The sequence below is a fragment of the Enterococcus mediterraneensis genome (genome assembly GCF_900604485.1).
Lineage (GTDB): Bacteria > Bacillota > Bacilli > Lactobacillales > Enterococcaceae > Enterococcus_C > Enterococcus_C mediterraneensis.
Map to the genome: position 1 here is coordinate 2,240,238 of NZ_UWOP01000001.1, position 26,672 is coordinate 2,266,909.

The following is a 26,672-nucleotide window of genomic DNA, read 5'->3' on the forward strand; positions in this document are numbered from 1 at the left end:
TACAAGTTCACACTTTTAGCGTATACTAAGAGTGTGAATTTTTTTAGTTTGGAGGAATTATTTTGAAAATTGGATTTATCGGAACCGGTGTAATGGGACATGCTATCGTAGAACATCTAATGGCTGCCGGTCATGAACTATTTGTGTATAATCGTACAAAAAGCAAGACAGACGATTTGGTAGCCCGTGGCGCTATCTGGAAAGACACACCAAAAGAAATCGCATCAGACAGCGAATTGATCTTTTCCATGGTAGGATATCCGCAAGATGTGAAAGAGATCTATTACGGAGATCATGGGATTTTTCAAGCAGATGTGAAAAGCAAAATTTTAGTCGACTTGACGACAAGTACACCAACATTGGCAGAAGAAATCGCAAAAACAGCTGAAGAAAAAGGTGCGGAAAGTCTGGATGCACCGGTTTCCGGCGGAGATCTTGGCGCTAAGAATGCGACGTTGACGATCATGGCTGGCGGGAAAAGCGAAACCTTTGAAAAAGTTCTGCCTGTCTTTCAAGTGATCGGTAAAACCTATACGCTTCATGGAGGCGCCGGTAAAGGGCAACATACGAAAATGGCAAACCAAATCATGATTGCCGGCACCATGACAGGTATGACGGAAATGCTGGTTTACGCGAAAAAAGCTGGACTAGATCTTCCTAAAGTAATCGATACATTAGCTGGCGGCAGTGCAGCCAACTGGTCGATGTTAAATTATGGTCCGCGAATCTTGAAGCAAGATTATACACCAGGATTTTTCGTCAAACATTTTATCAAAGATCTGAAAATCGCTTTGGATGAAGCGGAAAAGATGGATCTGAATCTGCCAAGTACCCAGAAGGCAGTTGAGCTTTATCAACAGTTGGCGGAAAATGGGTTTGAAAATGATGGTACACAAGCATTGATCAAACTATGGTGGAACGATTAGAAAATATAAAAAAAACATGTTTTTTTTGCAAAAAACAATGCAAGCCTAGAACGCTTTTGATACAATGTAACAGAAATGTAGAAAGGGAGGCTTTCGGATGAAAAGTTCACAATTAGTTGCCATCATCAAACGCCTTGAAGCGATGACAGAAGCAACCGACAATGAAGTACAAGTACGCCGTTTTGAAAAAGAAGGCGTCGAAAAATGTACGGTGACTTATGATAAGGCGACAGAAACCTTTGAATTGACCGAAGCAGATACGCATCAAAGCTATCAATTTGATAATATTGATATTGTTGCTATGGAGATTTATGACTTGATTCAATAACCAAAGGGCGCTGGTTATGTACAACTTCGCAAAGAAACGGGAACTTTCAGATTTTGCAGTATACCTGCAGAATCCTGGAAGTTCCCGTTTTTATTTTGTTATTTTTTTAAACTTTTCTGCTTTTGGCTGGTTGGATGAAGCGACGGTAATAACTGATCAAAATATCAGTAGGATCGACTTCCGCTTTTTCCAAGTGGCTGTTTTTTTGTTTCGGTGGCTGGAAATCAGGCTGCTCGTCAGCGACTTTCGTCTGAATGATCCGGCCATAGGAGACTTGATAATATTTTTTTCGCGGATCATTTTCATCTGTGGTGATCGGCAGTGAGAAAATCAGCTCTTTTTGTTTCAAAAAGGTCTTCCTGCGAAGGATATAATCGTAGAGCTGTTGGGCGTGTTGGAAGTCTGCTTGCAGTTTACCGGCCAGCTCAAAATTAAGGTGTTCGCTGGCGTGTCTGATCCGAGCTTCTAACAATTGAAAATAATCGGTTGATCGACCGGTAAAAAGACCTTTGATCGATTTTAGACGCTGATCAATAGCCATATCTTCTAACTGAGGCAGTTGCCGTTGAATGGCCAGACGTGTCAGATGATTCGTCTTAGGCAGTAAAAATGTATCGTTTAAACAGATCACTAAATCCGGCAATGACTTATACTGGCGAAATGGTCCCCAGAATCCTGTGCGATACTCCGGCGAAAGAACGATCTCATCTGCAACGATACCGACATACAAGTAGTTTTGATAGTAATTCATTTGTCGATTGTAAAGGGGATGATAGCGCTGGATATACTGGCATTCCAACAATAATGCGTCCAATTCAGTTTGGACATCGATGGTCTCGAAATCAACGATATTGAAGATCATTCGCAATACTTTATTGGAATGATTAGGATTATGACGAAAATAAGATTGCACGCGATTTTTCAGATTTTTGGCTTTGCCTACATAAATGATTTGACCATGCTGATCTTTCATCAGATAAATTCCCGGTGTTAGTGGGAGCTGAGCGGCTTTTTGTTTTAAATATTCCATAGTGTGAAGATACCAGAAAATCATAAGAAGAACAAGGTTGGAAAAAGAACGAACGATGGTTTCTTGATAATTAATTTGATTATCAAAATAAATTTATTTTAATAAAGTGATTATTTTAAGAAAAGAAGATTAAAAAAAGTGTTATTCGTACGATAAATTATGTGGAAAAGGAAAAAAATAAGAAAAAGGACTTGCAATTTTGAAAAACATATAATATATTTTGATAGTCAAATGATTTGATAATCAAAGTATTTTGGATGGTGAAACCGTGGAACGAGATTTAGAAACAGTTAATGATTACCTGGTAAGTGTCTTCAATGATATCTTGACGATTGAAGAATCAGAATTAAAAAAATCACAATTCAATGATTTGTCGATCACGGAGATGCATACCATCGAAGCAATCGGAATGTACAAAAAGAAGACCACCTCGGAAGTAGCCAAGGAACTTTCCATTACTGTCGGTACGCTGACAACAGCGATCAATCGTTTGGTAAAGAAGGGTTACGTGCAACGGATACGCAGCGAGGATGATCGGCGTGTGGTGAAATTAGGACTGACCAAAAAAGGAAAATTGCTTTTCCGGGTCCATCAATATTTTCATCGTCAAATGATCAAACGCGTGTTGCAAGACATGGGTGATGATGAAGAAGCTGTACTTTTAAAAGCTTTAAAAAATTTACATGACTTTTTACAGGAATATAAGTGAAGATGATGGAATATTTTGGAAGAATTACTACAACAGCGAGCTATGTACCGCAAAAAATTATCACGAATCAGCAACTTTCAGAGATCATAGATACTTCCTCTGAGTGGATCTATTCCCGTACAGGTATCATGGAACGACATGTCGTAACTACTGAAAACACCTCGGATCTATGTACTGAGGTAGCTCGTCAGCTATTACAAAAACGTTCATTACAGCCTGAAGAATTGGATTTCATTTTAGTAGCGACTATGTCACCGGATTATGTAACACCTTCAGTTGCCTGCCAAGTGCAGGGAAACATCCAGGCAAACAATGCCTTTGCCTTTGATTTAAGCGCCGCTTGTTCAGGATTTGTCTACGCATTGTCGATGGCTGAAAAACTGATCCGCACAGGTTCGAAAAAAGGCTTGGTGATCGGTGGAGAAGTATTATCGAAAGTTTTAGATTGGCAAGACCGCTCGACAGCCGTTTTGTTTGGCGACGGAGCAGCCGGGGTGTTGATCGAGGCTGATGATGAACCGATGATCATAAGAGAACTACTGCAAGCCGACGGAAAAAAAGCTCAGTCTTTGACATCGGGATTTGTGACAAATGAAAGTCCATATGCGCAAGGGACAAAACAATCTCCTTACTTAGCGATGCTGGGACGAGATATCTTTGATTTTGCGACCCGCACGGTGGTTTCGCAAATCTCAGAAGTGATTGCCGATGATCAAGTAGATTACTTCATACTGCATCAGGCAAATGCGCGGATACTTGATAAAGTAGCGAAAAAATTAAAACAACCGCGAGAAAAATTTCTGCAAAATATGGCGAAGTATGGCAATACTTCTGCAGCAAGTATCCCAATTCTCTTGGACGAAGCTGTCACAGATGGCAGGATCGTTTTGGGAAGCAAACAAAAGTTGGTGTTTTCAGGTTTTGGCGGAGGACTTACTTACGGTTCGATCCTGCTGAATATTTAATCCCTGTTCACAAATAAAATCAATCATAAAATTATTGGAGGACTATAAACATGGTATTCGAAAAAATTCAAGAAATCGTAGCAGAAGAGTTAGGTAAAGAAACTTCAGAAATTCAATTAAATACAAACATCCAAGAAGATCTAGAAGCAGACAGCTTGGATTTATTCCAAATCATCAATGAGATCGAAGATGAGTTCGATGTGAAGATCGAAGTTGAAGAAGGAATCAAAACAGTTGAAGATCTAGTTAAATACGTTGAAAAACAACAAGCCTAATTAACAGGTCGAGGGACTGTGACGAACGTCTATCAAGCGACAGTTACCTGAATTATATAAAGCTCTTGCTATGCAGCAGCTTATCCATCACAAAGCAATTTGTGTCCGGAATTTATATAGTTTGGGTATTTTTGCTAGTGTTGGGTGGTGTCACATTCCCTTTTCTTATAATGGAAAGAATGTTTTCTTTCTATTATAAGGAAATCAAAGCAATTGTTGATTCCTTAAATAGCACGCCAAGTTAAAGGAGAAATGCATGAAAACAGCTTTTATATTTAGCGGACAAGGTGCTCAATATCCCGGCATGGGAAAAGAGCTGTATGAACAAGAACCTATCGTTCGTCAAACGTTTGCTCAAGCAAGTGAAGTTTTAGGCTATGACATGGCTGATTTATGTTTTACAGAAAATGATCAGCTGAATCAAACTGAATATACACAACCAGCGATATTGACTGTTAGTATTGCATTTTGGCGAGTACTGGCAGAAAAAGGATTTCAAGCAGATGCTCTGGCGGGGTTGAGCTTGGGAGAATATTCGGCATTGGTTGCCAGTGGAGCGATCGATTTTCAAACAGCAGTCGCACTGGTTGCAAAGCGCGGAGCCTATATGACTCAAGCGGCACCGCAAGGAACCGGCAAAATGGTCGCTGTCATGAATACCCCTATTGAAACCATCGAAGAGTGTTGCCGCAAAGCTTTAACATTGGGAATCGTGGCTCCAGCCAATTACAATACGCCGCAACAAATCGTCATCGGCGGAGAAGTCGCTGCGGTGGATGCTGCTTTAGAATATTTAAAAGAAGCAGGAGCTAAGCGGATGATCCCGCTAAATGTCAGCGGACCGTTCCATACACCGCTCTTACAGCCTGCTGCAGAAAAACTGAGAGAGACATTGAAAGAAGTTGATTTTTCAAAAATGGCGGTCCCTGTTGTCAGTACCATGACAGCAAAGGTCATTTCTGAAGATGAGATCAAACATATATTAGAAAAACAAGTAATGTCGCCTGTACGTTTTTATGAAAGTATCGCGACGTTCAAAGAATTAGGAATCACTCGAACCGTAGAAATCGGACCTGGAAAAGTCCTTACCGGTTTTATCAAAAAAATAGATCGAACAATTGACACGCTGCGGGTAGAAGATGCGGAAACATTGGCATCGACGATCGCTCAGTGGTCATAGGAGGAAGCGATGGAACTTCAAGGAAAAAATGTTTTTGTAACAGGCAGCACACGAGGAATCGGTTTAGCGATCGCTGAAGCATTCGCTAAAGAAGGCGCGAATATCATTTTAAACGGCCGCGGCGAGATCTCTCAAGAATTGATCCAAAAGATCCAACAACATCATGTGAAATGTATCGGTGTTTCCGGCGATATTTCTGATTTTGAGATTGCTGGTGAGATGATCGCCAGTGCAGAAAAAGATTTGGGCCCAATCAATATCTTGGTCAACAATGCTGGTATCACCAACGATAAATTATTGATGAGGATGTCTGCAGAAGATTTTGATAAAGTCTTGAAAATCAATCTGACAGGAACCTTCAATATGACACAGCATATCACGAAAAAAATGTTGAAAGCTCGTGAAGGCCGCATCATCAATCTGACTTCTGTTTCCGGGTTGATCGGTAATATCGGTCAATCAAATTATTCAGCAAGTAAAGCCGGTGTCATTGGATTCACAAAATCTGTCGCACGAGAGCTTGCGGCAAGAGGGATCACCTGCAACGCGATCGCTCCAGGTTTTATTGCTACTGATATGACAGAAACACTTTCTGATAAAGTAAAAGAACAAGTCACACAAAATATTCCTTTGCAACAATTCGGCACAACCAATGATGTTGCTAATACTGCCGTATTTTTAGCAAAGAGCCCTTATATCACAGGTCAAGTCATTAACGTGGATGGCGGATTGGTCATGCACGGTTAATAGGAGGAAAATGCAGTGAATCGAGTAGTTATCACAGGATATGGTGTAGCTTCACCCATCGGAAATGATGCAGAAACATTTTTAAACAGTTTAAAAGAAGGAACGAACGGCATCTGTGAAATCACCCATTTTGATGCGGAAGATACAGGCATCAAATTAGCAGCCGAAGTAAAAGAGTTCCCTTTCGATAAATATTTCATCAAAAAAGATGCGAAACGGATGGATATGTTTTCTATCTATGGCGTCTATGCGGCTTTAGAAGCAATGGAAATGGCTAAATTCACGAAAGATGATGTCGATGTGGATCGTTTTGGTGTGATGGTAGGATCAGGGATCGGCGGTTTACAGACCATCCAAGACCAAGTGATCCGGATGCATGAAAAAGGATCAGCGCGCGTATCACCGATGTTCGTACCGATGTCTATTGTGAACATGGTCGCAGGAAATATCGCATTGCGAGTCGGCGCGAAAGGAATCTGCACAAGTACAGTTACAGCCTGCGCATCAGGAACGCATTCGATTGGAGAAGCATTCCGTAATATCAAACACGGCTATGCGGATATCATGTTGGCAGGCGGAGCGGAAGCTTCTATCAATCAAATCGGTATCGCCGGTTTTGCATCACTGACTGCATTGACCCGTGAAACAGATCCAAATAAAGCCTCTGTTCCTTTTGATAAAGACCGCAGCGGATTTGTCATGGGTGAAGGTGCCGGCGTTATGGTACTTGAATCTTATGAACATGCGAAAAAACGCGGTGCAACTATTTTAGCAGAAGTCGTAGGCTACGGCGCTAATTGCGATGCCTACCATATGACTGCACCTAATCCTGATGGTTCAGGTGCCGGCAAAGCGATGCGGTTGGCTATGCAAGAAGCCGGGATCACCGGGGAAGAAGTTGGTTATGTGAATGCCCACGGTACAAGCACACCAGCTAATGACAAAGCCGAAGCGAAAGCTATCCAATATGGGTTGGGAGATACTTATAAAAATACTTATGTAAGCAGCACGAAGTCAATGACCGGTCATTTGCTGGGTGCAGCCGGCGGGATCGAAGCCATTGCCAGTCTATTGGCGCTGCAACATCAATTCGTACCGCCAACCATCAACGTTCGCGAACAAGATCCGGAAATTGATCTGAACGTAGTAAAAAATCAAAGCCAACCGGCAGAATTAAATTACGCGCTGAGCAATTCGCTTGGCTTTGGCGGACATAATGCAGTGATCTGCCTAAAACGTTGGGGGGATTAAGGATGGAGATCCAAGAAATCAAAAATCTGCTGAATCGTTTTGATGAATCATCATTGACCGAATTCAAATTACGAGAAAACAGTTTTGAACTTTATTTCAATAAAAATACGATGAGTCATGACTCTGATGCTGATAGAGTCGTGTCATTAGAGCCTGCCGCAAGCGGCGCTGTTCAAATGGCTCCAATCAGCCCAGTCAGCAGCGCAGTGGAAACAGCGCCGACACCTGCAAGTGAAACAGCTGAAGATACAACAAAGGTCGTTTCACCGTTAGTCGGTTTGGTCTATCTGGCTCCTAGTGCCGACAAACCTGTCTTTAAAAAAGTTGGCGATCACGTGAAAAAAGGCGATGTATTATGTATCGTTGAAGCGATGAAAGTCATGAACGAGATCACAAGTGATGTTTCAGGAGAAATCGTCGAAGTACTTGTGGAAAATGAGCAGGCAGTGGAATACAACCAACCATTGTTTGCAGTGAAAGAAGGATAAAGAAATGTCTTTAATGACTGTTGAAGAAATCAAAAAAATCATTCCTCATCGATATCCATTTTTACTGATCGATCGTGTGGAAGAAATGGAAATCGGCAAAAAAATCGTTGCCAAAAAGAATGTCTCTGTCAATGAACCGTTTTTCCAAGGACATTTTCCTCATGAACCGGTAATGCCGGGAGTATTGATCCTTGAAGCTATGGCTCAAGCCGGTGCAGTCGCTTTGTTATCGTTAGAAAATTTCCAAGGAAAGACTGCTTATTTTGGCGGGATCGATAAAGCAAAATTCCGCCGCAAAGTAACACCGGGGGATACATTGATGCTGGAAGTGGAGCTGTTGAAAGTCAAGTCCTCAGCCGGCATCGGCAAGGGCGTAGCATATGTGGACGGTAAAAAAGTTGCCGAAGCAGAGCTGACGTTTATGATTGGGTAGGTGACGATGTATGTTTTCGAAAGTATTGATTGCTAATCGCGGAGAAATCGCCGTACGGATCATTCGTGCTTGTCGCGAATTGGGAATTTCGACGGTGGCTGTTTATTCCGAAGCAGATCGGGAAGCACTGCATACGGAATTAGCGGATGAAGCGATCTGTATCGGACCGGCAAAAGCCGCAGATTCTTATCTAAATGTCCAACAGATACTAAGTGCCGCAGTCATCACAAAGGCCGAAGCGATCCATCCGGGATTTGGCTTTTTATCTGAAAACAGCCGATTTGCCGCGATGTGTGAAGAAATCAATGTCACATTCATTGGACCCACCAGCGAAACGATCGATGCCATGGGAAATAAAATCAATGCCCGGCAATTGATGAATGAAGCTGATGTACCGGTGATCCCTGGAAGCGACGGCGAAGTTTCTGACGTAGAGGAAGCTTTGGCGATTGCCGAAAAGATCGGCTATCCAGTCATGTTGAAAGCAGCAGCCGGTGGCGGAGGCAAAGGGATCCGCAAAGTCCTTTCCAAAGAAGAATTGCCTCAGCATTTTGCCTCTGCTCAGCAGGAAGCAAAAGCGGCGTTTGGTAATGACGCCATGTATCTGGAGAAAATCATTTATCCAGCACGTCATATCGAAGTCCAAATCTTAGGGGACGCATTTGGCAAGGTCCTTCATTTAGGGGAACGAGATTGCTCCTTACAAAGAAACAATCAGAAAGTCTTGGAAGAATCGCCATCTGTCGTGATCTCAGAGAAGAAAAGACAGGAGTTGGGTGCAGCAGCTGTTCGGGCAGCAAAAGCGGTCAATTATCGGAATGCCGGGACGATTGAATTTTTGATGGATGAAAGCGGCGATTTTTACTTCATGGAAATGAATACGCGAATCCAAGTAGAACATCCTATCACTGAGATGGTTACTGGGATCGATCTTGTAAAAAAACAGATCGAGATCGCGGCTAATGAGCCTCTTGAATTGGAACAAGAAGATATCCGCTTATCAGGACATGCCATCGAGTGCCGGATCAACGCGGAAAATCCAGCCTTTAATTTTGCGCCATCTCCTGGAACGATCAATAATCTCTTTTTGCCTAGCGGCGGATTAGGGATCCGGGTGGATAGCGGGATGTATTCCGGCTATACGATCCCTCCTTATTATGATTCTATGATCGCAAAAGTCATCGTACATGGTGACAATCGTTTTGAAGCATTGATGAAGATGCAGCGTGCGTTGGGAGAATTGGTAACAGAAGGAGTCATGACCAATGCAGAATTCCAAATGGATCTGATCAGTCATCCTCAAGTGATCGCTGGGGACTATACCACCGCGTTTTTACAAGAAACATTTTTACCAAATTGGACGCCTGAACAGTAGGAGTGTGAAGAATGGCTCTATTTAAGAAAAAGAAAAATTACATTCGTATTAATCCTAATCATAATGCAGCGCCTGCCAACGCTCCTCATGTCCCTGACAATATGTGGGCCAAGTGTCCGAATTGTAAACATACACTTTATACAAAAGAAATCGGTATTGAAAAAGTATGCCCGCATTGCGGCTATAATTTTCGGATCAGCGCTTGGGAACGGATCGCTATTACGATCGATGAAAAAAGCTTCGAGGAATGGGATACAGAATGCGTGACAAAAGATCCGCTGCAATTTCCGGGATATCAAGAAAAAATCGAAACGATGCAAGAAAAGACCGGATTGAAGGAAGCTGTTTTAACTGGTGAAGCAACGATCCAAGGTCTGCCTTTTGCATTAGGCATCATGGATTCGCATTTTATTATGGGAAGTATGGGAACAGTAGTTGGCGAAAAGATCACTCGTTTATTTGAACGGGCAACAAAAAAGCGTCTGCCAGTCGTTATTTTTACAGCTTCAGGAGGCGCGAGAATGCAAGAAGGAATCTTTTCTTTAATGCAAATGGCGAAAATTTCCGCCGCTGTCAAACGCCACAGTGAAGCCGGATTATTTTATTTAACTGTTTTGACCGATCCGACAACAGGCGGAGTGACAGCAAGTTTTGCGATGGAAGGCGACATTATCTTAGCTGAACCACAAAGCTTGATTGGCTTTGCCGGCCGTCGAGTAATCGAGCAGACTATCAAGCAAGAATTGCCAGATGACTTTCAGAAAGCCGAATTTTTACAAAAACATGGTTTCGTCGATCAAATCGTTCCTCGGAAAGAATTGAAACAACGAATCTATCAACTGCTGAAATTCCATACGATGAAAGGATGGTCGATCACATGAAAATGACTGCTCATGACATCGTTCAATTAGCGCGAGCAAAAGATCGACTGACTGCTCTTGATTATTTTGAGGCGCTTTTTGATGAATTCCAAGAATTTCACGGAGATCGTTTGTTTGCTGACGATGAAGCAGTCGTTGGCGGGATCGCGCTGTTGGATCAAAAGCCTGTCACTGTGATCGGTATCCAAAAAGGCAAAGACTTGCAAGAAAATCTTCGCCGAAATTTTGGCGCGCCTCATCCTGAAGGCTACCGTAAAGCACTGCGTTTGATGAAGCAAGCCGAAAAATTCGGGCGACCTGTGATTACTTTTATCAATACAGCCGGCGCATTCTGCGGTGTGGGGGCCGAAGAACGCGGTGAAGGGGAAGCTATTGCCCGCAATCTTTTGGAAATGTCAGATTTAAAAGTACCGATCGTCGCTATTATCATTGGTGAAGGCGGCAGTGGTGGGGCATTGGCACTTGCGTTAGGGGATGAAGTCTGGATGCTGGAACATTCTATTTACGCGATTTTATCTCCGGAGGGCTTTGCATCGATCCTCTGGAAAGATGGCAGCCGATCGAAAGAAGCCGCGGAATTGATGAAAATCACTGCTGCGGAACTGGCGGAACTGGAGATCGTTGACCGAGTGATCCCTGAAACGCTAAACGGACAGCCGATCCCTCAAGAAAAAATCAATCAGATGATCCGCAAAGGGTTGATTGAGAAACTGCATATACTTTCAGCAATGACACAATCAGAACGTCTAGCGGCAAGATATGAACGCTTCCGCAAATTTTGAGGATCTAACTAGGATTTTATAAACTTTATTGAAACAACAATCAATTGAAACTGAACCAGCCGGATGGCAGACTTACTCGTCTGCTATCCGTTTTTTTGTTTAAACATTCATTTGTTGAAAGAATATCGAATTAAATTTCAAAAAAGTTTCAAAAAGTGGATGAAAAATCAAATGAGCTGTGATATTATGTATACATTATCGATAAAGCACTAATATATGTATAAATATTTAACAAGGGAGCGGGTATTATGAAAAAAATTCTAAGTGGAGTTGCAGCGGTCGCGTTGTTGTTTATGCTGGGAGCATGCGGCGGCAGTCAGAAATCAGAAGGAGATTCACAAAGTAAAGCATTGGATGCTGTCAAAGATGCAGGAGTTCTGAAAGTTGGGATGTCTGCGGACTTTGCACCTTTTGAGTTCCACTCGATGGTCGATGGCAAAGATAAAATCGTTGGAGCCGATGTGGATCTGGCGAATGCTATCGCTGATGATTTAGGTGTTGATATCGAATTTATGGATATGGAGTTCAATGCTGTCCTCAGTTCATTGGAACAAGGAAAAGTCGATATCGCAATCTCAGGGATCTCAGCCACACCAGAACGTAAAAAATCTTTCGACTTCTCGGATAACTACTACAATCCACCTCAAAAGGTGATCGTGAATAAGAAAAACGCGGATAAATTCACCTCTGTCGACAGCTTGAAAGGCAAAAAAGTCGGCGCGCAAAAAGGTTCCGTTCAAGAAGATGTAGTCAAACAACAGCTTCCTGATGCACAGATGGTTTCTGTTGCTAAAGTACCTAACTTGATCATTGAATTGAATCAAGGTTCGATCGATGCGTTAGTCGTAGAAGAAACAGTCGGCGCTTCTTACATTTCACAAAATCCTGATCTGCAATTTGCTGATATCGATTTGAAATCCAGCAAAGATGAAGCGTACTCGATTGCATTGCCAAAAGACAGCGGTACTCTTAAAACAGAGATCGACAAAATCATCAAAAAATTGAACGATTCAGGCAAGATCGAAGAGTTCGTTCAAAAAAATATTGAATTAGCGAATAAAAACGCTGATAAATAGATAGAGGTCAGAATTATGAATTTTTCCTTTTTACCAGATTTTTTTCCTTATTTTCTGTCAGGAACAATGGTAACGATCATCATTTCCGTTGTGACGATCATTTTCGGTACGATCATCGGCGTCATTATTGCGCTGATGAAACTGTCACAGGTTTCTCCCTTGCGCTGGTTTGCGAATATCTATATTGAGATCCTGCGAGGTACACCCATGCTGATCCAGATTTTGATTGGTTTTGGTTTGCTGCAAGGTGTGATCCATGCGCCGACTGTTTCACTAGGCGTTTTAGATGTTGACTTTGGACGCTTGATTCCCGGGATCATTGTGATCTCATTGAATTCCGGCGCTTATGTGGCAGAGATCGTCAGAGGCGGGATCATTTCCGTTGAAGTAGGCCAAAAAGAAGCGGCGGAATCATTAGGTCTGCGTCCGTTACAAGCGATGCGCTACGTTATCTTGCCGCAAGCTTTGCGCAATATCTTGCCATCGATGGGTAATGAATTTATTACCTTGATCAAAGATTCGTCCTTGCTTTCAACGATTGGGATCTATGAATTGCTAAGCAGTGCGCAGATCGTGATCACCAACTCTTATATCCCATTAGAACCATTATATATAGCTGCCGCGATCTACTTTATCTTGACTTTCTTCACTGGTCGCCTTTTAGCTTTATGGGAAGAAAAAATGGGTAAAGGGTATCAAAGATAGGAGGATGGATCAATGACAGACACACTGATCAAAGTGGATGGTTTGCATAAATCATTTAAGAAAAATCAGGTATTGAAAGGAATCGATTCAGAAATAAAAAAAGGCGAGGTCGTAGTGATCATCGGTCCGTCAGGGTCAGGGAAAAGCACCTTTTTACGCTGCTTGAATCTGTTGGAAGTACCGACAAAAGGCAATATTTATTTCGAAGGTGTCGATATCACTGACAAGAACAACGATATCTATAAAATGCGGGAAAAAATGGGGATGGTGTTCCAAAACTTCAACCTTTTCCCAAACATGACAGTCTTGGACAACTTGACACTTTCACCGTTGAAAGTAAAGAAACAAGACAAAGCCGAAGCTGTAGCTATCAGTGAGCAGCTTTTGGAAAAAGTCGGTTTAAGCGACAAGAAGGATGCCTATCCCCAATCACTTTCCGGAGGACAAAAACAGCGGATCGCCATTGCACGAGCGCTAGCGATGCAGCCGGATGTCATGCTGTTTGACGAACCGACTTCGGCACTAGATCCAGAAATGGTAGGAGAAGTATTGGCGGTCATGAAACAATTAGCCAAAGACGGAATGACGATGGTGATTGTTACTCACGAAATGGGCTTTGCGAAAGAAGTAGGGGATCGTGTGCTCTTTATGGATGAAGGAATCATCATGGAAGAAGGCACTCCGGAAGAAATCTTCCAACATGCACAAAATCCTCGTACTATTGATTTCTTATCGAAAATATTATAAAAGAAATGGAGCAGTCCTTTGAGAACTGCTCCATTTTTTAGATACCTTATAAAGAAGAATTATTGAAGTGTTGCGCACGTAGTTGAGATAGAAGATCTGATGCCAGTATCTCAGTCACTTTTTCTTTTGAAGTCCCTTTTGGCATCTTTTCATCAGGATCTTGCTTGAACCGATAATCTGTGAAAATCTTTGTATCATTTTCTTCTTCATAAAATGCCCAGATTTGTTCGTTGCCGATGTCTTGGATATCAGCCAATAATTCTACGATCAATTCGTTGATGTCTTCATGAAAACGCATATTTCTCGCTCCTTATCAAACTAATTATTGCTGTAAACTGCGGGGGCTGAAGGTGTGTCAGAAAACGATGCTTACCACCATAACTCAGCAATTATCCGCAAGTATCGAGCAAAGGATAACATAAATTGCTGGGATGGTCTAGGTGATAATAGGAAGAATCCATGATGTTGAGAATAACGATTTATTATCGTTCAAAAGGCAAATTAGGATGAGCGCTAATACTATTATAAAAAGCCCGCTGTTCAGCAGGCTAATATATTTTATGAGGCATTCTATTGTTTTTCATTTCTTTTGCGATCCATGTTTGACCCAGTACGTGATATTCCCGTACGATGAATTGTTTTCTTTCATTGTAAAAACCTTTGACACAGATCATCATGTTTTCAGAAACGTCAGCTAGAAAAGCAAGGGAGTGATTAGCAATCAGGCAATTAGTATCATCTAATTTAAAAAATAGCAGAGGTGTTTTACCAGCAGTGTTTAAAATTTTGATTTTTGTGACAAGTCCTTTTATAGTCTTCATAAGATCACTCCTTTATTAGAATTATACGAACATTTGTTCTGTTTGCAAAGCGAACAAGCTGTTGTTAAAGGAGATTTTTGATATATATGATCTAAAAAAATGGAAATCTTATTAAGAGATTTCCATTTCTAACTTAGAGTCGGTAACCGTTGCTGAACCTTCTTTGCTTGTTACAAAGAATTTATTGACACAAGGTTAACCCTCTATTTTTAGTTTAAATTGTCGATTGCATATTGCGACTCTTCAGGAGTAAATTTTTCGTAAATTAATTGATCATATAAAGCAGCATCTGAAAATGGAGAATCGGCAAGATATTGCTTAGCCGTTGCCAATGCGTGTGCTTTCCAGTCAGCATCGATATTCTCAATCGCATATCTAGCGTCATTTTCTTCATATTTTTCAGATAATAGTTGATTATATAGTCCTTCTTTTGAAAAATGCGAATGACTAAGATATTGTTTGGCGTGTGCTTGGGCTTGAGATTTCCAGTCAGCATCAATATTTTCTACAGCATATCTAGCATCGTGTTCTTCATATTTATCATACAATAATTGATTAAATAAGCCTTCCTTGGAAAAATGTGAATGACTAAGATATTGTTTGGCGTGAGTATGGGCTTGAGATTTCCAATCAACATCAATATTTTCTACGGCATATCTAGCAGCATCTTCTGGATACTTCTCGTATAATAATTGACTGTATAAACCTTCCTTGGAATAAGGAGAAAGATCGATGTAGTTGACAGCAGCTTTCATTGCGTTAGAAAACTCTCTAGAAACACTGGTTTCAGTTTCATCAACTTCATTTTTTTTATTCTCAAATGTATTATTTGTTTTCTCTGATTCGAATGTGGAGATTGTAGTTTCAGCTGTTTGTTTTTCATTAGCAAGGGTACTGCTGATGTCGATCAAAGCAATTGAAATCATAGCTAATCCGAGAGCGATATTTCTATTATTTTTATCAGGTTTCTTTTTTATGAAGTACCAGGTTGCTATACCACTAGCGATGAATATCAAACTAAATAAAGTTACCATTTTCTCAACTCCTAAAAATTATCTTCTTAATAATTTTTCCTATTTACAAACTTACACAGAAGCACTTTAAAAAATACTTTATTTTGCAATATTTAAAAATTATTTTTTCTGTTGGTTTTGTGTATTTAAATAACGTAAAACATATACTTCTAATAAATATAATACTATGATAATTCATGTATAAAAAGTACAATTTAAAATGTTTCGAAAAAAGGATGCAGAAATTTTTTGGAGTAAGCGTAGTTTGTTTTCCTAAAGCTAAAATCCCAAGGGAAAGCGAACAAGATGGAAAAAGCGATGAAGGAGTCAGGAAAAAATCTTTACTTTCCAAAGTATTGATAGAACTGATTGCGATAGTGAATACAAAATGAACGATAGCCGCCACTGAGTACCAGTGACGGCTATCTAACTAATAAATATTTACTATTTTTAAAGTTGGGTTTGACTTGTTGCAAAGTATTTCGCTATTTCTCGTTTAACCGATGTATTCCCTACCTCTAATACATCCTTGTAGCCCTGTAGCTACGCCAGTGTGAATAAATGTCATTAAAACAGATGAATCTTTTGCTCATAAAAATATCTTTCGTATGATAGGTAGTATAACATGTTTTCGGCGTTTTACAAAATACTAGAGTTATAAAGACTTTTTTTAAATAAATAAAAAGACAAAGAACGGTGGTCATTCATAAGTGTTTACTAAATCTCTTGACCTAATAAACTAGTAAAAAAAGAAACGTTGACTTATCAACGTTTCCATAAAAAGCGGGTGACGAGAATCGAACTCGCGACGGAAGCTTGGGAAGCTTCTGTTTTACCACTAAACTACACCCGCGGAACAAGATAAAGTATACGACTTTTTTTATCGGGACACAAGACTCTATAAATAATTTTTTTGTTAGTCTGTCCAACTTGAAAACCAAGCAGATCAAAGTATTGTCTTCAATTTATTGGCTTCTTTAAAGAGAAAGATGCATCTTGTGTTCCATAGTTTCAACGAATGATATAACTAGTAAAAGACCTCGTAGTAAAATATTTTACTGTGAGATCTTTTTATCATGAAAAATTCAAAAAGCTGATATAGCGGCTATTCGATTTTTGTTGCGTATCCATTGCCATTACTTGAATACTTTCTTTTTTTGTTGATGGTCATTTTTCTCTGGATCTCTGCTTCAAGATCAATGCCGAGTATTTCTGAAAGACCCAGCAGATAGATAGCGACATCAGCCAGTTCATCACCGATATTATCGTTTTTCTTATACGCATCGAATGCTTCAGCGACCTCGCCATAAAGCAATAAAAATTCTTTTTCAACATTAGTAACGTTGAAATGATGGTCAATCTTGTTTTGATAAATTTCTTTTTGGTAATCAATCAGACCCATTGTTTACACTCCAGATAAATTTTTGTATGTCAAAAACTTAAAACACAACCGGAAATTGTCGTTTTTAAACAAGATGAAATTCTTTAACGATCAATTCGGAAACTTCACAAGGCGAAAGAGAAGTGTTGTCGATTTTCATGGATTGTACGTCTGGAAACAGTTCTTTCAATTCGCCATCATGACTTTCCAGACGATGGTTTTCCATCGTATCCAACAGTTCTTTTGTGGAAAATTCTATATCTCGTTTTGAAGGCTTTGCGGCGAGACGATCCTCATGAACATTTCGACTCAAACGTTCCTCAAGGTCAGCTACCAATTCAATAAAGTAGACCTTTTCATCTGCTGATAAAAAAATATTTGAGATATCTCGCAAAAATGTTACATTATCTGGCTCGTCAAAACCAATCAGGACGGTAAAAATGATCGAGTCAGTCAAATTGTTTCCTTTATTTGCGATGAAAGCCTTGAAGAGTTCCTTTCGAGTTTTATCAGAAAGAGCAAAGCTGTAGGTGTTATAGCCAAGAAAATTGGCAAATAGATCGATAGTTTGATGGTTGTACAAGAGCTTGGCATCGATCATTTTTTCCAGTTCTCTGCCTACCGTCATTTTGCCGACTGCTTGCCCGCCGATCAGGACGATCAATGACATAAAATCACCTCCAAAGTTTGAGCAATTATAACACATATTTTTTTATATTATTCCAAAAATTGAAAAAAGTAACAATCCAGATATTGAAAAAACAACCGACACCCTTTTTATCGAAAGAAGGGTATCGGTATCATATCATCACGCCGGAATTTTCGCTGCGTCTTGCAGATGCAACACACCATCTAATTGTGCGGCGATTTTTGGCGAAAGGTGGTGAGTGATCATCAGGACAGTCAGCTCAGCTTTATCTAAAAGCAGCTGCTCGATTTTTTCAGCGCTGGTTTGGTCTAAATTGGCGGTTCCTTCATCTACTAAAAAAATCTTCTTTTTCCGTAGAAAACCGCGAGCTAACGCTAAACGCTGTTTTTGTCCGCCAGAAAGCAGGCGGCCGTTCTCGCCGACAAATTGATCCAAACCATCTTTTTGTGAACGGACCATGTCTAAGAGATCTGCCTCCTCTAGTGCGTGATAGAGCTCTTCATCTGAGAAAGTTTCATCTAACATCAGGTTTTCTCGAATCGTGCCGGTAAATATATAAGGAGATTGGTCGATATACAGGACATCTTGATAGATCTGTCCGGCAGCAAGTTGAGATAATTCAGTATTTCCCAACGTGATGGAGCCTTCATAGTCACGGATCTTACCGTTTAAAATATTCAGCAGAGTACTTTTGCCTGAACCGCTAGCGCCGACGATGGCGTATTTTTTATTAGGTTCAAAATCAAAAGATAAACCCTGAAACAATGGCTTGTCAGAAAGGTAACGATAGTCGATGTTTTCCATTTTGATGCCGCCAGTTGGTTGATAGTCGGCAACAGGTGTCTCATTGACAGGATCAAGCGCCAGATAATGTTGAAACAGCGGTGTGGCTCCTTGGATCTCTGAGATATAGCTGTTTAGATTTCCTAATGTATTAAAAATCGTTGAAGCGAGATTGCCAGTGGCGGCGACAGCACCAGGAGCAAGTGCTTTTCGTAAAACCAGCCAGCCGGTCAGTGCGAGAATCGATACTTGACCGAGTACATTCCCGATGCCGCCGGTAGTTGCGACTTTTGCGTTAGTATCGCCTTGTTTTATTTTACTCGCTGCCAATGGCTCAATGGCGTTTTCGACTTTTTGTTGGATAAAAGGCAGACGATGAAAGACGTACAATGTATCAAAACCGCTCAAGTAATTCGTCACCTGGCTCAAAAAAGTCTCGCTGCGTTTTGAAACGGTGATGAAACGTTGTTTTATTTCTTTTTCAAAAAGTTTAGGCAGTAAAAGCATCCCGATACTTTCTAAAAGCGTCAGCAAAACCAATGACCAGTGGAAAGAAAACAGGGCGAGGAACGAGACCACAGTGGCGATCAATCCGCTAGCGATCTGGTAGAAACTGCTGAAGCTTTTTTCAATGGTGTTGCTGTCATTTGTCAGCCAAGAAGCATAGGTACCCACAGTTTCTTTATGGAAGGTTTGGTAATTCACAGTTGTCAAGCGATGGACGATATCTTTTCGCAGATGATTGACCATTTTTTGGACGACTCTGGCAGTCCAGCGAATCCTGAAAAAAATCAAAATCAAAAAGACGGAGAAAGCGGCTAAAACATAGCTAGTAGTTATTGCAAATGCTCGTGTATCTAATGCAATGATAGCGTTGAAAACATGAGCAATCTGCAAAGAAGCGACAGTCTGCGCGATCGCTTCTCCTAACAGAAAAAGTCCAACGAGCAGGTTTTCCTTCCAATATATACGTAAAATTCTTTTCATTTTTTTCATCTCCCTTGTTGTTTACAGCATAACGAGTTAAACTATCTCTATCAGAAAAAATTACATATATGTAAAAGGAGTAAGCTATGGACTTCGGAGAAACCTATCGTTTGATGCGAAAAAATAAAAACATCCCCTTGAAAGAAGCGGCAGAAGGCAGTATCAGCGCAGCACAGCTTTCTCGTTTTGAAAACGGCAAGTCTATGTTGACTGTCGATCAATTTTTCCGCTGTTTGGAAAATATCAATGTATCCATCGAAGAATTTCGTTTCGTTCAAAAAGAGACTTCCAGAGATCGGTATCAAGAGGATGTCAAGCGCTTAGAGGTAGTGATAAATAAGAATCAAAAAGAAGAAAGCCGAGCGTTGATGAAAGAATTGTATCAACGTAGTACGTCCGCATATAGCTGGCCGCTTTTTTTAGGAGATTTTATCTACTATATTTTGGTCTTGAAGGAAGATAAAGATTTTATCGGTTCTGACACGCGGGTCGTTCGCTATCTGCATCAGGTGGAGGAGTGGGGCGAGATGGAGTTGCGGCTTTTTTCGCTTTTTTGTTTTTTATTTGAACCGGAAGAACTTTACATATTTTCAAAAGGGATGATCAAAAAAGCTGGCAGTTATCTGGAATTGCCGCAAACACAGCGGTTGTATTTTGATATCATGTACAACCTATTTCAAGTTTTTATTTATCGAAAAAAATTGGCTTACGCACGGGAGATCTTGCAACTGACGGGACAAGCTTTGGAAAAAAAGGTCGATCTGCTGTTTGCGCAAATCGAATATTTATATAATAAAGGGATCATGTGTTATATGGAGGACCAAATAGCAGACGGCAATCGCTATTTTGATCAAGTACTTTCTATTTGTCGAATCTTCAAACAAAAAGAACGATTCCAACAAATGAATATGCTGATCGACTTATGGAAAACAGAGCATAAGGATCCGGACTCTACTCCATTGTCCTTAAACATGAATCTGTATCTTTGAAGAGAAATTACTGTAAAACTAGTATTTTTCAGCATTTTATAGTATAATTTCCGCTTGAGGAGTACCGGGTGTACTCCTTCATTTTTTGAACAAAGGAGACACTATGTTTGCAAATTACAAACCAACATGGATGGTAAACGCCATTTATGATCTGACTCCAGAACAATTAAAAAAACACGGGATCCGGGCGGTTTTGACGGATCTGGACAATACATTGATCGCTTGGAACAATCCAGATGGCACTGACGAATTGCGTCAATGGTTGGTAAATATGGAGAAAGCCGGTATTCCGGTGATCGTAGTTTCCAACAACAGCGCAGATCGTGTAGAACGGGCCCTCAAGGCATTGGAACTCGGCTACGTTTCACGAGCATTGAAACCTTTTGCTCGAGGGATCCGTCTTGGTCATCAACGTTTGAACATGACAAAAGACGAGGTCGTGATGGTAGGCGATCAGCTGATGACAGATATCCGCGGCGCTCATCGTGCAGGTGTCCGCAGTATTTTAGTAAAACCATTGGTAGAAACGGATGCGTGGAATACCCGTATCAATCGTTTTATGGAACGCAAAGTCATGAAGCGGCTTTTAAAAGACAATCCAGATATGAAATGGCGAGGTGATTTAAGTGAGTGAAGCAATCCATTGTATTGGATGCGGTGCGGTGATCCAAACGGAAGATCCGCAAAAATTAGGATATACACCAAAAACTGCTCTTGAAAAAGGGCTGGCTTCTGGTGAAGTTTATTGTCAGCGATGTTTTCGACTGCGTCATTACAATGAGATCCAGGACGTTTCTTTGACAGACGACGATTTTTTACGCTTGTTGAATGAACTAGGACAAAAAGACGCGCTGATCGTAAATGTTGTTGATATTTTTGATTTCAACGGTTCATTGATCCCAGGATTGCATCGTTTCGTAGGAGACAATCCAGTCCTGCTGGTAGGGAACAAAGTAGATATCTTGCCGAAATCATTGAAGACCGGCAAATTGACCCAATGGATGAAAGAACGGGCTCACGAAGCCGGATTGCGTCCTGTTGATGTCTTGCTGACAAGTGCAAAAAAAGCGCATTATATGCAGGATCTGCTGGCTAAGATCGAAGAATATCGTGATGGTCGGGATGTCTATGTAGTAGGCGTGACGAATGTCGGCAAGTCGACATTGATCAATCAGATCATCCAGCAGACAGCAGGAGTCAAAGAGCTGATCACTACGTCTAGATTTCCGGGAACGACATTGGATAAGATCGAGATCCCACTGGAAGACGGTCATTTTCTGATCGACACACCAGGGATCATCCACCGTCATCAAATGGCTCATTATCTTGGGAAAAAAGATTTGAAGATCATTGCGCCTCATAAAGAAATCAAACCGAAAGTCTATCAGCTGCAAGCGGAACAAACCCTCTTTTTAGGCGGATTGGCACGTTTTGATTTTATTCAGGGAGAAAAGAGTTCCTTTATCGCCTATGTGGCAAATGACATCAAGATCCAACGGACAAAATTGGAAAAAGCGGATGCGTTTTATCAAAAACATGTCGGCGGACTATTACAGCCGCCGCGTCCGGATGAAGTCGCTGATTTTCCGGAATTGGTACGCTTTGAATTTTCCATCAAAGAAAAAACCGATATCGTTTTTGCCGGTCTCGGTTGGGTCACGGTGACCGCTCCCAGTGTTGTTGCAGGCTGGGCGCCAAAGGGTGTCGATGTACTGCGAAGAAAGGCTTTAATTTAAGAAAGAAGGAAAATGATGGAATTAAGAGGAAAACAAAAACGCTTTTTGCGTAGTCAAGCGCATCATCTGCAGCCGATTTTCCAAATCGGCAAAGGCGGCGTGAATGACGCGATGATCAAACAGATCGACGAAGCGTTGGAAAAACGCGAATTGATCAAGATCTCATTATTGCAAAATACAGATGAGATCACAGAAGAAGTCGCAGAAGTTTTACAGGATGCGATCAATTGCGAGATCGTTCAGATCATTGGACGTGTTATTGTGTTGTTCAAACCGTCCAGCAAAGAAAAATATCAAAAGCTTTCAAAAGAAGTTCGTTCAATTTAATCGCGATAATTTTATGGAGGGATAGATATGCAGCCAAAATCACTTGTTGGAGTCAAAACGTTTGTTCAACCACAATCAGAAAACATACCCAAACGTAAACAAGTAGGTATTCTTGGCGGAAATTTCAATCCTGTGCATACGACACATTTGATCATCGCCGATCAGGTAGGACGCACCTTAGGATTGGAAAAAGTTTTTTTGATGCCGGAATATTTGCCGCCTCATGTAGATGAAAAAGAAACGATCCCAGCGGAACACCGCTTAAAAATGCTGGAGCTGGCTATCGAGGATAATCCATTGTTAGCTGTTGAAACCATCGAATTAGCACGTAAAGGAAAAAGTTATACGTATGATACGATGAAAGAACTAACGGAAAAAAATCCTGATACTGATTATTACTTTATCATCGGCGGCGATATGGTGGCTTATTTGCCAAAATGGTATCGGATCGATGAATTGACGAATTTAGTCAATTTTGTAGGTGTGCGGCGTCCGAACTTTTCAACAGAGACCGCTTATCCGATCATTTGGGTGGATGTGCCGTTGATGGATATCAGTTCCTCGTTGATTCGGAAAAAAATCGCTCAAGGATGCTCTGCGAAGTACCTCTTACCGGATAATGTGCTAAACTATATTCAAGAAGAGGGGTTGTATCTTGATGAAATATAGTGGAGATTATACGTCTTTAGAACGTGAACTTTTGATGCAAAAAATTCAAATGAGTATGAGCGAACGACGTTTCAAACATGTGTTAGGTGTGGAAAAAACAGCTATCGCGTTGGCTGAAAAATATGGCACTTCTCCAGAAAAAGCCAGTATTGCCGGTTTGGCACATGATTACGCAAAAGAACGTCCTGACGATGAGTTTCAAATGGTGATCCGTCGAAATGGATTTGATCTTGATTTGTTGAACTGGGACAATGCGATCTGGCATGGAATCGTCGGCGCTGATTTTGTCCAACGAGAACTTGAAATCGATGATCCTGAGATCTTGCAGGCGATCCGGCTCCATACCACCGGAGCGGCGCAAATGAGTTTATTGGATAAAATCATTTATGTTGCAGATTACATCGAACCAGGACGAGATTTTCCTGGTGTCGAAACTGCTCGCGAGTTGGCGATGGTCGATCTGGATGCGGCAGTAGCTTATGAAACGAAACATACACTCAGTCATTTGATCCAACAAGAAAAACCGATTTATCCAAAAACATTAGAGACCTACAATCGTTGGGTCGCAGAAAAAAATTAGGAGGGAATTACCATAGATAGTCAAAAAATTTTAGAGATCGCGGTTCGCGCGGCAGATTCAAAACATGCAGAAGATATCATGGCACTCGATGTCAGAGAGATTTCTTTACTAGCTGATTATTTTGTTATCTGCTCAGCAAACAGCGAAAGACAAATCAACGCGATCGTTGATGAAGTCGTGGAAAAAGCTGAAGAACAACAAATCGACATCAAACGTGTTGAAGGAAAAGACGGCGCTAAATGGGTCTTAGTAGACCTTGGAGATGTGATCGTCCATGTTTTCAGCAATACAGAACGTGCTTTTTACAATTTGGAAAAACTTTGGGCTGATGCACCGTTAGTCAGCATCACAGATTGGGTCGTGGAATAAAATGGCCTACGAAACATTTGCTTTCGTTTACGATGAAGTGATGGATACCAGCCTTTACGAAAAATGGTTGGCATTTTCAAAACGTCATTTGCAAGGAAAAAAAGAGATTTTGGAACTTGCGTGCGGTACGGGTGCGCTGGCGGTTGCATTTGCCAAAGAAGGCTATGATGTGACAGCGCTGGACTTATCGGAAGAAATGCTGATGATCGCCAGCAATCGTGCGTTGGAGTCAGAAACTGACATCCAATTTGTCGCAGGAGACATGCTGGATCTTTCTGAAATTGGTCAATATCAAGCAGTGACTTGTTTTTCTGATTCTCTTTGCTACATGAAAGATGAGCAGGAAGTCCAACAAGTCTTTGATGAAGTTTATCAAGTCTTGGAAGAAGATGGGATCTTTATTTTCGATGTCCATTCTCTGCATCAGATCAAGGATCTTTTTCCAGAATACAGCTACCATTATCAAACGGATGATTTCGCGTTTTTATGGGACAGCTATGCCGGAAAAGAAGAGAACAGCATCGAGCATTTTCTGACCTTTTTTGTATCAGAAGACGAGGAAAATGAGCAATTCACCCGACAAGATGAACTGCATCAAGAACGCACTTATCCGCTGGAAGTTTATCTGCGGATGCTGGAAAACGCCGGCTTTCAAAATATCAAACCTTATGCGGATTTTGAAGACGAAGCGCCTGTCGCCGACAGCCGCCGCTGGTTTTTCGTTTGTCAGAAGTAATAGGAGACATGAGTCGATTCGGCTTGTGTCTTTTTTTTGCTTGTTTTTCCGATTCGTGAAAAAATTCAAAAAAAATCAAAAAGCGTTTTCAATTGTGTTTGAAAAGTGATAGAATGAATTAGAGGAAAAGTATATATTTTTCTTTTTTCAGTAAAGGAGGAGAAGTTTTTGGAAGATGCACGCAAAACGCAATTTCCTAAAGATTTTCTTTGGGGTTCAGCTTCTGCTGCCTACCAAGTAGAAGGCGCATGGGATGAAGACGGCAAAGGCAAATCTGTATGGGACGAATTTGTTCGGATCCCGGGAAAAACATTTAAAGGAACAAATGGTGATTTGGCAGTCGACCACTATCATCGTTACAAAGAAGATGTTCAATTAATGAAAGAACAAGGGTTGAAATCCTATCGATTCTCTGTTGCTTGGACACGGATCTTTCCTGAAGGAAGAGGCAAAGTCAATCAAGAAGGTCTTGATTTTTATGTGAGATTAGTGGATGAATTGATTGAAAACGGTATCGAACCATTATTGACGATCTATCACTGGGATCTGCCTCTTGCATTGCAAGAAGCATACGGTGGTTGGGAATCCCGCGAAATTATCGAGGATTTTGTTAATTATGCGACAGTATTGTTCGAAACATTCAAAGATAAGGTTCATTATTGGGTCAGCTTGAATGAACAAAATGTCTTTATTCAATTAGGCTACATGTTAGCTGCACATCCGCCTGGTGTCAGCGATATGAAACGGATGTACCAAGCAAACCACCATGCGAATTTGGCGAACGCGGCAGTGATCAAAAAATTCCATGAAATGAACATGCCGGGACAAATCGGACCAAGTTTTGCTTATACACCAAACTATTCTTTCGACAGCGATCCAAAAAATGTATTGGCTGCTGAAAACGCGGAAGAATTTATGGCAAATTACTGGATGGATGTTTATGCCAGAGGAGAATATCCAGTCGTAGTGATGGATTACTTAGAAAAAGAAGGAATCGCACCAGAAGTTTTACCGGAAGATGCAGAATTGCTGAAAGCCGGCAAACCAGACTTCATGGGTATGAACTATTACCAAAGTGCTACCAACAAATTCAATCCGTTAGACGGTGTAGGTCAAGGGAAAATGAATACTTCCGGTAAAAAAGGTTCTTCACAAGAATCCGGTGTACCAGGATTGTATAAAAAAGTTGCCAATCCTTTCGTAGATCGTACGAATTGGGATTGGGAAATCGATCCAATGGGTATCCGTATCGCATTGCGACGGATCACCAGCCGTTATCGTTTGCCAGTGCTGATCACAGAAAACGGTTTAGGAGAATTTGATAAGATCACCGAAGATCACAAAATCCATGACGAATACCGGATCAATTATCTGCGCAGTCACGTAGAAGCGATCTCTGACGCGATCGCAGACGGCTGTCAAGTATTGGGCTATTGCACATGGTCATATACTGACTTATTGAGCTGGTTGAATGGCTATCAAAAACGGTACGGTTTTGTTTACGTAGATCAAGACGAAACTCAAGAAGGTTCCTTGAATCGCTACAAAAAAGACAGCTATTACTGGTATCAACGAGTGATCGCTTCTAATGGTACTGATTTAGATTGATCAAAGACAGCTGATGTATTAGATCGAAACGGATAAAAATATCCGAAAGTTGGAGAGTTGAGAGTCCTTGCGACTCTCATACTCTGCTAGCTTTCGGATATTTTATTTTAATCACACTTTTTCGCA

General features: G+C 41.0%; 32 protein-coding genes and 1 tRNA gene. 25 read left to right on the forward strand and 8 right to left on the reverse strand.

What is annotated here, in order from left to right; translation table 11 throughout:
• Positions 1 to 62: 62 nt before the first annotated feature.
• The gene (locus tag EFB00_RS11075; RefSeq protein ID WP_122646853.1) at positions 63 to 926 is read left to right on the forward strand and encodes an NAD(P)-dependent oxidoreductase; all 864 of its coding nucleotides are present in this window, start codon (positions 63 to 65) and stop codon (positions 924 to 926) included.
• 97 nt (positions 927 to 1,023) lie between these two features.
• Positions 1,024 to 1,254, forward strand: coding sequence for a YkuJ family protein (locus EFB00_RS11080; protein WP_048603052.1), 231 nt, complete (start codon positions 1,024 to 1,026; stop codon positions 1,252 to 1,254).
• Positions 1,255 to 1,360: 106 nt separating this feature from the next.
• Here the strand turns inward: EFB00_RS11080 and EFB00_RS11085 are convergent, their stop codons facing one another.
• Complete coding sequence (locus EFB00_RS11085) at positions 1,361 to 2,284, reverse strand: GIY-YIG nuclease family protein (RefSeq protein ID WP_164709470.1); 924 nt, start codon at positions 2,282 to 2,284, stop codon at positions 1,361 to 1,363.
• A 268-nt stretch (positions 2,285 to 2,552) separates the two neighbouring features.
• Between EFB00_RS11085 and fabT the strand changes: the two genes are divergently transcribed.
• The 14 genes from fabT (at position 2,553) to EFB00_RS11155 (ending at position 13,898) form a co-directional block, all read left to right on the forward strand.
• A complete protein-coding gene (fabT, locus tag EFB00_RS11090; protein WP_122646855.1) occupies positions 2,553 to 2,993 on the forward strand; it encodes a fatty acid biosynthesis transcriptional regulator FabT in 441 nt (146 codons plus the stop codon).
• 5 nt (positions 2,994 to 2,998) lie between these two features.
• Positions 2,999 to 3,958 carry a beta-ketoacyl-ACP synthase III gene (locus tag EFB00_RS11095; protein ID WP_122647094.1) on the forward strand — a complete coding sequence of 320 codons (960 nt, stop codon included), beginning with the start codon at positions 2,999 to 3,001 and terminating at the stop codon, positions 3,956 to 3,958.
• 50 nt (positions 3,959 to 4,008) lie between these two features.
• Positions 4,009 to 4,233, forward strand: coding sequence for an acyl carrier protein (locus tag EFB00_RS11100; RefSeq protein WP_122646856.1), 225 nt, complete (start codon positions 4,009 to 4,011; stop codon positions 4,231 to 4,233).
• A gap of 256 nt (positions 4,234 to 4,489) precedes the next feature.
• Positions 4,490 to 5,413 carry an ACP S-malonyltransferase gene (gene fabD, locus EFB00_RS11105; protein ID WP_122646857.1) on the forward strand — a complete coding sequence of 308 codons (924 nt, stop codon included), beginning with the start codon at positions 4,490 to 4,492 and terminating at the stop codon, positions 5,411 to 5,413.
• 9 nt (positions 5,414 to 5,422) lie between these two features.
• A complete protein-coding gene (gene fabG, locus EFB00_RS11110; RefSeq protein ID WP_122646858.1) occupies positions 5,423 to 6,160 on the forward strand; it encodes a 3-oxoacyl-[acyl-carrier-protein] reductase in 738 nt (245 codons plus the stop codon).
• 15 nt (positions 6,161 to 6,175) lie between these two features.
• The gene (fabF, locus tag EFB00_RS11115; RefSeq protein WP_122646859.1) at positions 6,176 to 7,411 is read left to right on the forward strand and encodes a beta-ketoacyl-ACP synthase II; all 1,236 of its coding nucleotides are present in this window, start codon (positions 6,176 to 6,178) and stop codon (positions 7,409 to 7,411) included.
• Positions 7,412 to 7,413: 2 nt separating this feature from the next.
• Positions 7,414 to 7,899, forward strand: a complete 486-nt coding sequence (accB, locus tag EFB00_RS11120; protein WP_122646860.1) for an acetyl-CoA carboxylase biotin carboxyl carrier protein — start codon at positions 7,414 to 7,416, stop codon at positions 7,897 to 7,899.
• Between the two features lie 4 nt (positions 7,900 to 7,903).
• Positions 7,904 to 8,332: a 3-hydroxyacyl-ACP dehydratase FabZ gene (gene fabZ / locus EFB00_RS11125; protein ID WP_122646861.1), complete on the forward strand. Its 429-nt coding sequence runs from the start codon at positions 7,904 to 7,906 to the stop codon at positions 8,330 to 8,332.
• A 10-nt stretch (positions 8,333 to 8,342) separates the two neighbouring features.
• Positions 8,343 to 9,707, forward strand: coding sequence for an acetyl-CoA carboxylase biotin carboxylase subunit (locus EFB00_RS11130; RefSeq protein ID WP_122646862.1), 1,365 nt, complete (start codon positions 8,343 to 8,345; stop codon positions 9,705 to 9,707).
• Between the two features lie 11 nt (positions 9,708 to 9,718).
• On the forward strand, positions 9,719 to 10,588 hold the full coding sequence (accD, locus tag EFB00_RS11135) for an acetyl-CoA carboxylase, carboxyltransferase subunit beta (protein ID WP_122646863.1): 870 nt from the start codon (positions 9,719 to 9,721) through the stop codon (positions 10,586 to 10,588).
• Positions 10,585 to 11,370, forward strand: a complete 786-nt coding sequence (locus tag EFB00_RS11140) for an acetyl-CoA carboxylase carboxyl transferase subunit alpha (RefSeq protein WP_122646864.1) — start codon at positions 10,585 to 10,587, stop codon at positions 11,368 to 11,370. The genes accD and EFB00_RS11140 overlap by 4 nt, the downstream gene beginning before the upstream one ends.
• Positions 11,371 to 11,618: 248 nt before the next feature.
• Positions 11,619 to 12,446, forward strand: coding sequence for a transporter substrate-binding domain-containing protein (locus EFB00_RS11145; protein WP_122646865.1), 828 nt, complete (start codon positions 11,619 to 11,621; stop codon positions 12,444 to 12,446).
• A 15-nt stretch (positions 12,447 to 12,461) separates the two neighbouring features.
• The gene (locus tag EFB00_RS11150) at positions 12,462 to 13,151 is read left to right on the forward strand and encodes an amino acid ABC transporter permease (protein ID WP_122646866.1); all 690 of its coding nucleotides are present in this window, start codon (positions 12,462 to 12,464) and stop codon (positions 13,149 to 13,151) included.
• 12 nt (positions 13,152 to 13,163) lie between these two features.
• Positions 13,164 to 13,898 (forward strand): amino acid ABC transporter ATP-binding protein, encoded by a 735-nt coding sequence (locus EFB00_RS11155; protein ID WP_122646867.1) that lies wholly within the window; start codon positions 13,164 to 13,166, stop codon positions 13,896 to 13,898.
• 46 nt (positions 13,899 to 13,944) lie between these two features.
• Here EFB00_RS11155 and EFB00_RS11160 read toward each other — a convergent pair whose 3' ends face one another.
• The 7 genes from EFB00_RS11160 to EFB00_RS11190 form a co-directional block, all read right to left on the reverse strand.
• Positions 13,945 to 14,196, reverse strand: coding sequence for a hypothetical protein (locus EFB00_RS11160; protein WP_122646868.1), 252 nt, complete (start codon positions 14,194 to 14,196; stop codon positions 13,945 to 13,947).
• 250 nt (positions 14,197 to 14,446) lie between these two features.
• Positions 14,447 to 14,719 carry a hypothetical protein gene (locus EFB00_RS11165; protein WP_122646869.1) on the reverse strand — a complete coding sequence of 91 codons (273 nt, stop codon included), beginning with the start codon at positions 14,717 to 14,719 and terminating at the stop codon, positions 14,447 to 14,449.
• Positions 14,720 to 14,928: 209 nt separating this feature from the next.
• Positions 14,929 to 15,753: an Ltp family lipoprotein gene (locus EFB00_RS11170; RefSeq protein ID WP_122646870.1), complete on the reverse strand. Its 825-nt coding sequence runs from the start codon at positions 15,751 to 15,753 to the stop codon at positions 14,929 to 14,931.
• A 761-nt stretch (positions 15,754 to 16,514) separates the two neighbouring features.
• Positions 16,515 to 16,585: transfer RNA gene (locus EFB00_RS11175), tRNA-Gly, on the reverse strand.
• A 252-nt stretch (positions 16,586 to 16,837) separates the two neighbouring features.
• On the reverse strand, positions 16,838 to 17,134 hold the full coding sequence (locus EFB00_RS11180; RefSeq protein ID WP_122646871.1) for a MazG-like family protein: 297 nt from the start codon (positions 17,132 to 17,134) through the stop codon (positions 16,838 to 16,840).
• 64 nt (positions 17,135 to 17,198) lie between these two features.
• Positions 17,199 to 17,783, reverse strand: a complete 585-nt coding sequence (locus EFB00_RS11185) for a DEAD/DEAH box helicase family protein (protein WP_122646872.1) — start codon at positions 17,781 to 17,783, stop codon at positions 17,199 to 17,201.
• Positions 17,784 to 17,921: 138 nt separating this feature from the next.
• The gene (locus tag EFB00_RS11190; protein ID WP_164709471.1) at positions 17,922 to 19,532 is read right to left on the reverse strand and encodes an ABC transporter ATP-binding protein; all 1,611 of its coding nucleotides are present in this window, start codon (positions 19,530 to 19,532) and stop codon (positions 17,922 to 17,924) included.
• An 86-nt stretch (positions 19,533 to 19,618) separates the two neighbouring features.
• On the opposite strand from EFB00_RS11190, the gene EFB00_RS11195 reads away from it, so the two are divergent.
• The 9 genes from EFB00_RS11195 to EFB00_RS11235 all read left to right on the forward strand — a co-directional run bounded on the left by EFB00_RS11195 (position 19,619) and on the right by EFB00_RS11235 (position 26,546).
• A complete protein-coding gene (locus EFB00_RS11195) occupies positions 19,619 to 20,521 on the forward strand; it encodes an Rgg/GadR/MutR family transcriptional regulator (RefSeq protein WP_122646874.1) in 903 nt (300 codons plus the stop codon).
• Positions 20,522 to 20,624: 103 nt separating this feature from the next.
• Positions 20,625 to 21,155 carry a YqeG family HAD IIIA-type phosphatase gene (locus EFB00_RS11200; RefSeq protein ID WP_122646875.1) on the forward strand — a complete coding sequence of 177 codons (531 nt, stop codon included), beginning with the start codon at positions 20,625 to 20,627 and terminating at the stop codon, positions 21,153 to 21,155.
• On the forward strand, positions 21,148 to 22,257 hold the full coding sequence (gene yqeH, locus EFB00_RS11205; RefSeq protein WP_122646876.1) for a ribosome biogenesis GTPase YqeH: 1,110 nt from the start codon (positions 21,148 to 21,150) through the stop codon (positions 22,255 to 22,257). Before EFB00_RS11200 ends, yqeH begins: the two co-directional genes overlap by 8 nt.
• A gap of 15 nt (positions 22,258 to 22,272) precedes the next feature.
• Positions 22,273 to 22,584, forward strand: a complete 312-nt coding sequence (yhbY, locus tag EFB00_RS11210; protein ID WP_122646877.1) for a ribosome assembly RNA-binding protein YhbY — start codon at positions 22,273 to 22,275, stop codon at positions 22,582 to 22,584.
• 27 nt (positions 22,585 to 22,611) lie between these two features.
• Positions 22,612 to 23,253, forward strand: coding sequence for a nicotinate-nucleotide adenylyltransferase (locus tag EFB00_RS11215; protein ID WP_122646878.1), 642 nt, complete (start codon positions 22,612 to 22,614; stop codon positions 23,251 to 23,253).
• On the forward strand, positions 23,243 to 23,833 hold the full coding sequence (gene yqeK / locus EFB00_RS11220) for a bis(5'-nucleosyl)-tetraphosphatase (symmetrical) YqeK (protein WP_122646879.1): 591 nt from the start codon (positions 23,243 to 23,245) through the stop codon (positions 23,831 to 23,833). The genes EFB00_RS11215 and yqeK overlap by 11 nt, the downstream gene beginning before the upstream one ends.
• Positions 23,834 to 23,860: 27 nt before the next feature.
• Positions 23,861 to 24,202, forward strand: coding sequence for a ribosome silencing factor (rsfS, locus tag EFB00_RS11225; protein ID WP_122646880.1), 342 nt, complete (start codon positions 23,861 to 23,863; stop codon positions 24,200 to 24,202).
• Between the two features lies 1 nt (position 24,203).
• The gene (locus EFB00_RS11230; RefSeq protein ID WP_122646881.1) at positions 24,204 to 24,938 is read left to right on the forward strand and encodes a class I SAM-dependent DNA methyltransferase; all 735 of its coding nucleotides are present in this window, start codon (positions 24,204 to 24,206) and stop codon (positions 24,936 to 24,938) included.
• 168 nt (positions 24,939 to 25,106) lie between these two features.
• A complete protein-coding gene (locus EFB00_RS11235) occupies positions 25,107 to 26,546 on the forward strand; it encodes a glycoside hydrolase family 1 protein (protein WP_122646882.1) in 1,440 nt (479 codons plus the stop codon).
• Positions 26,547 to 26,672: the final 126 nt, after the last annotated feature.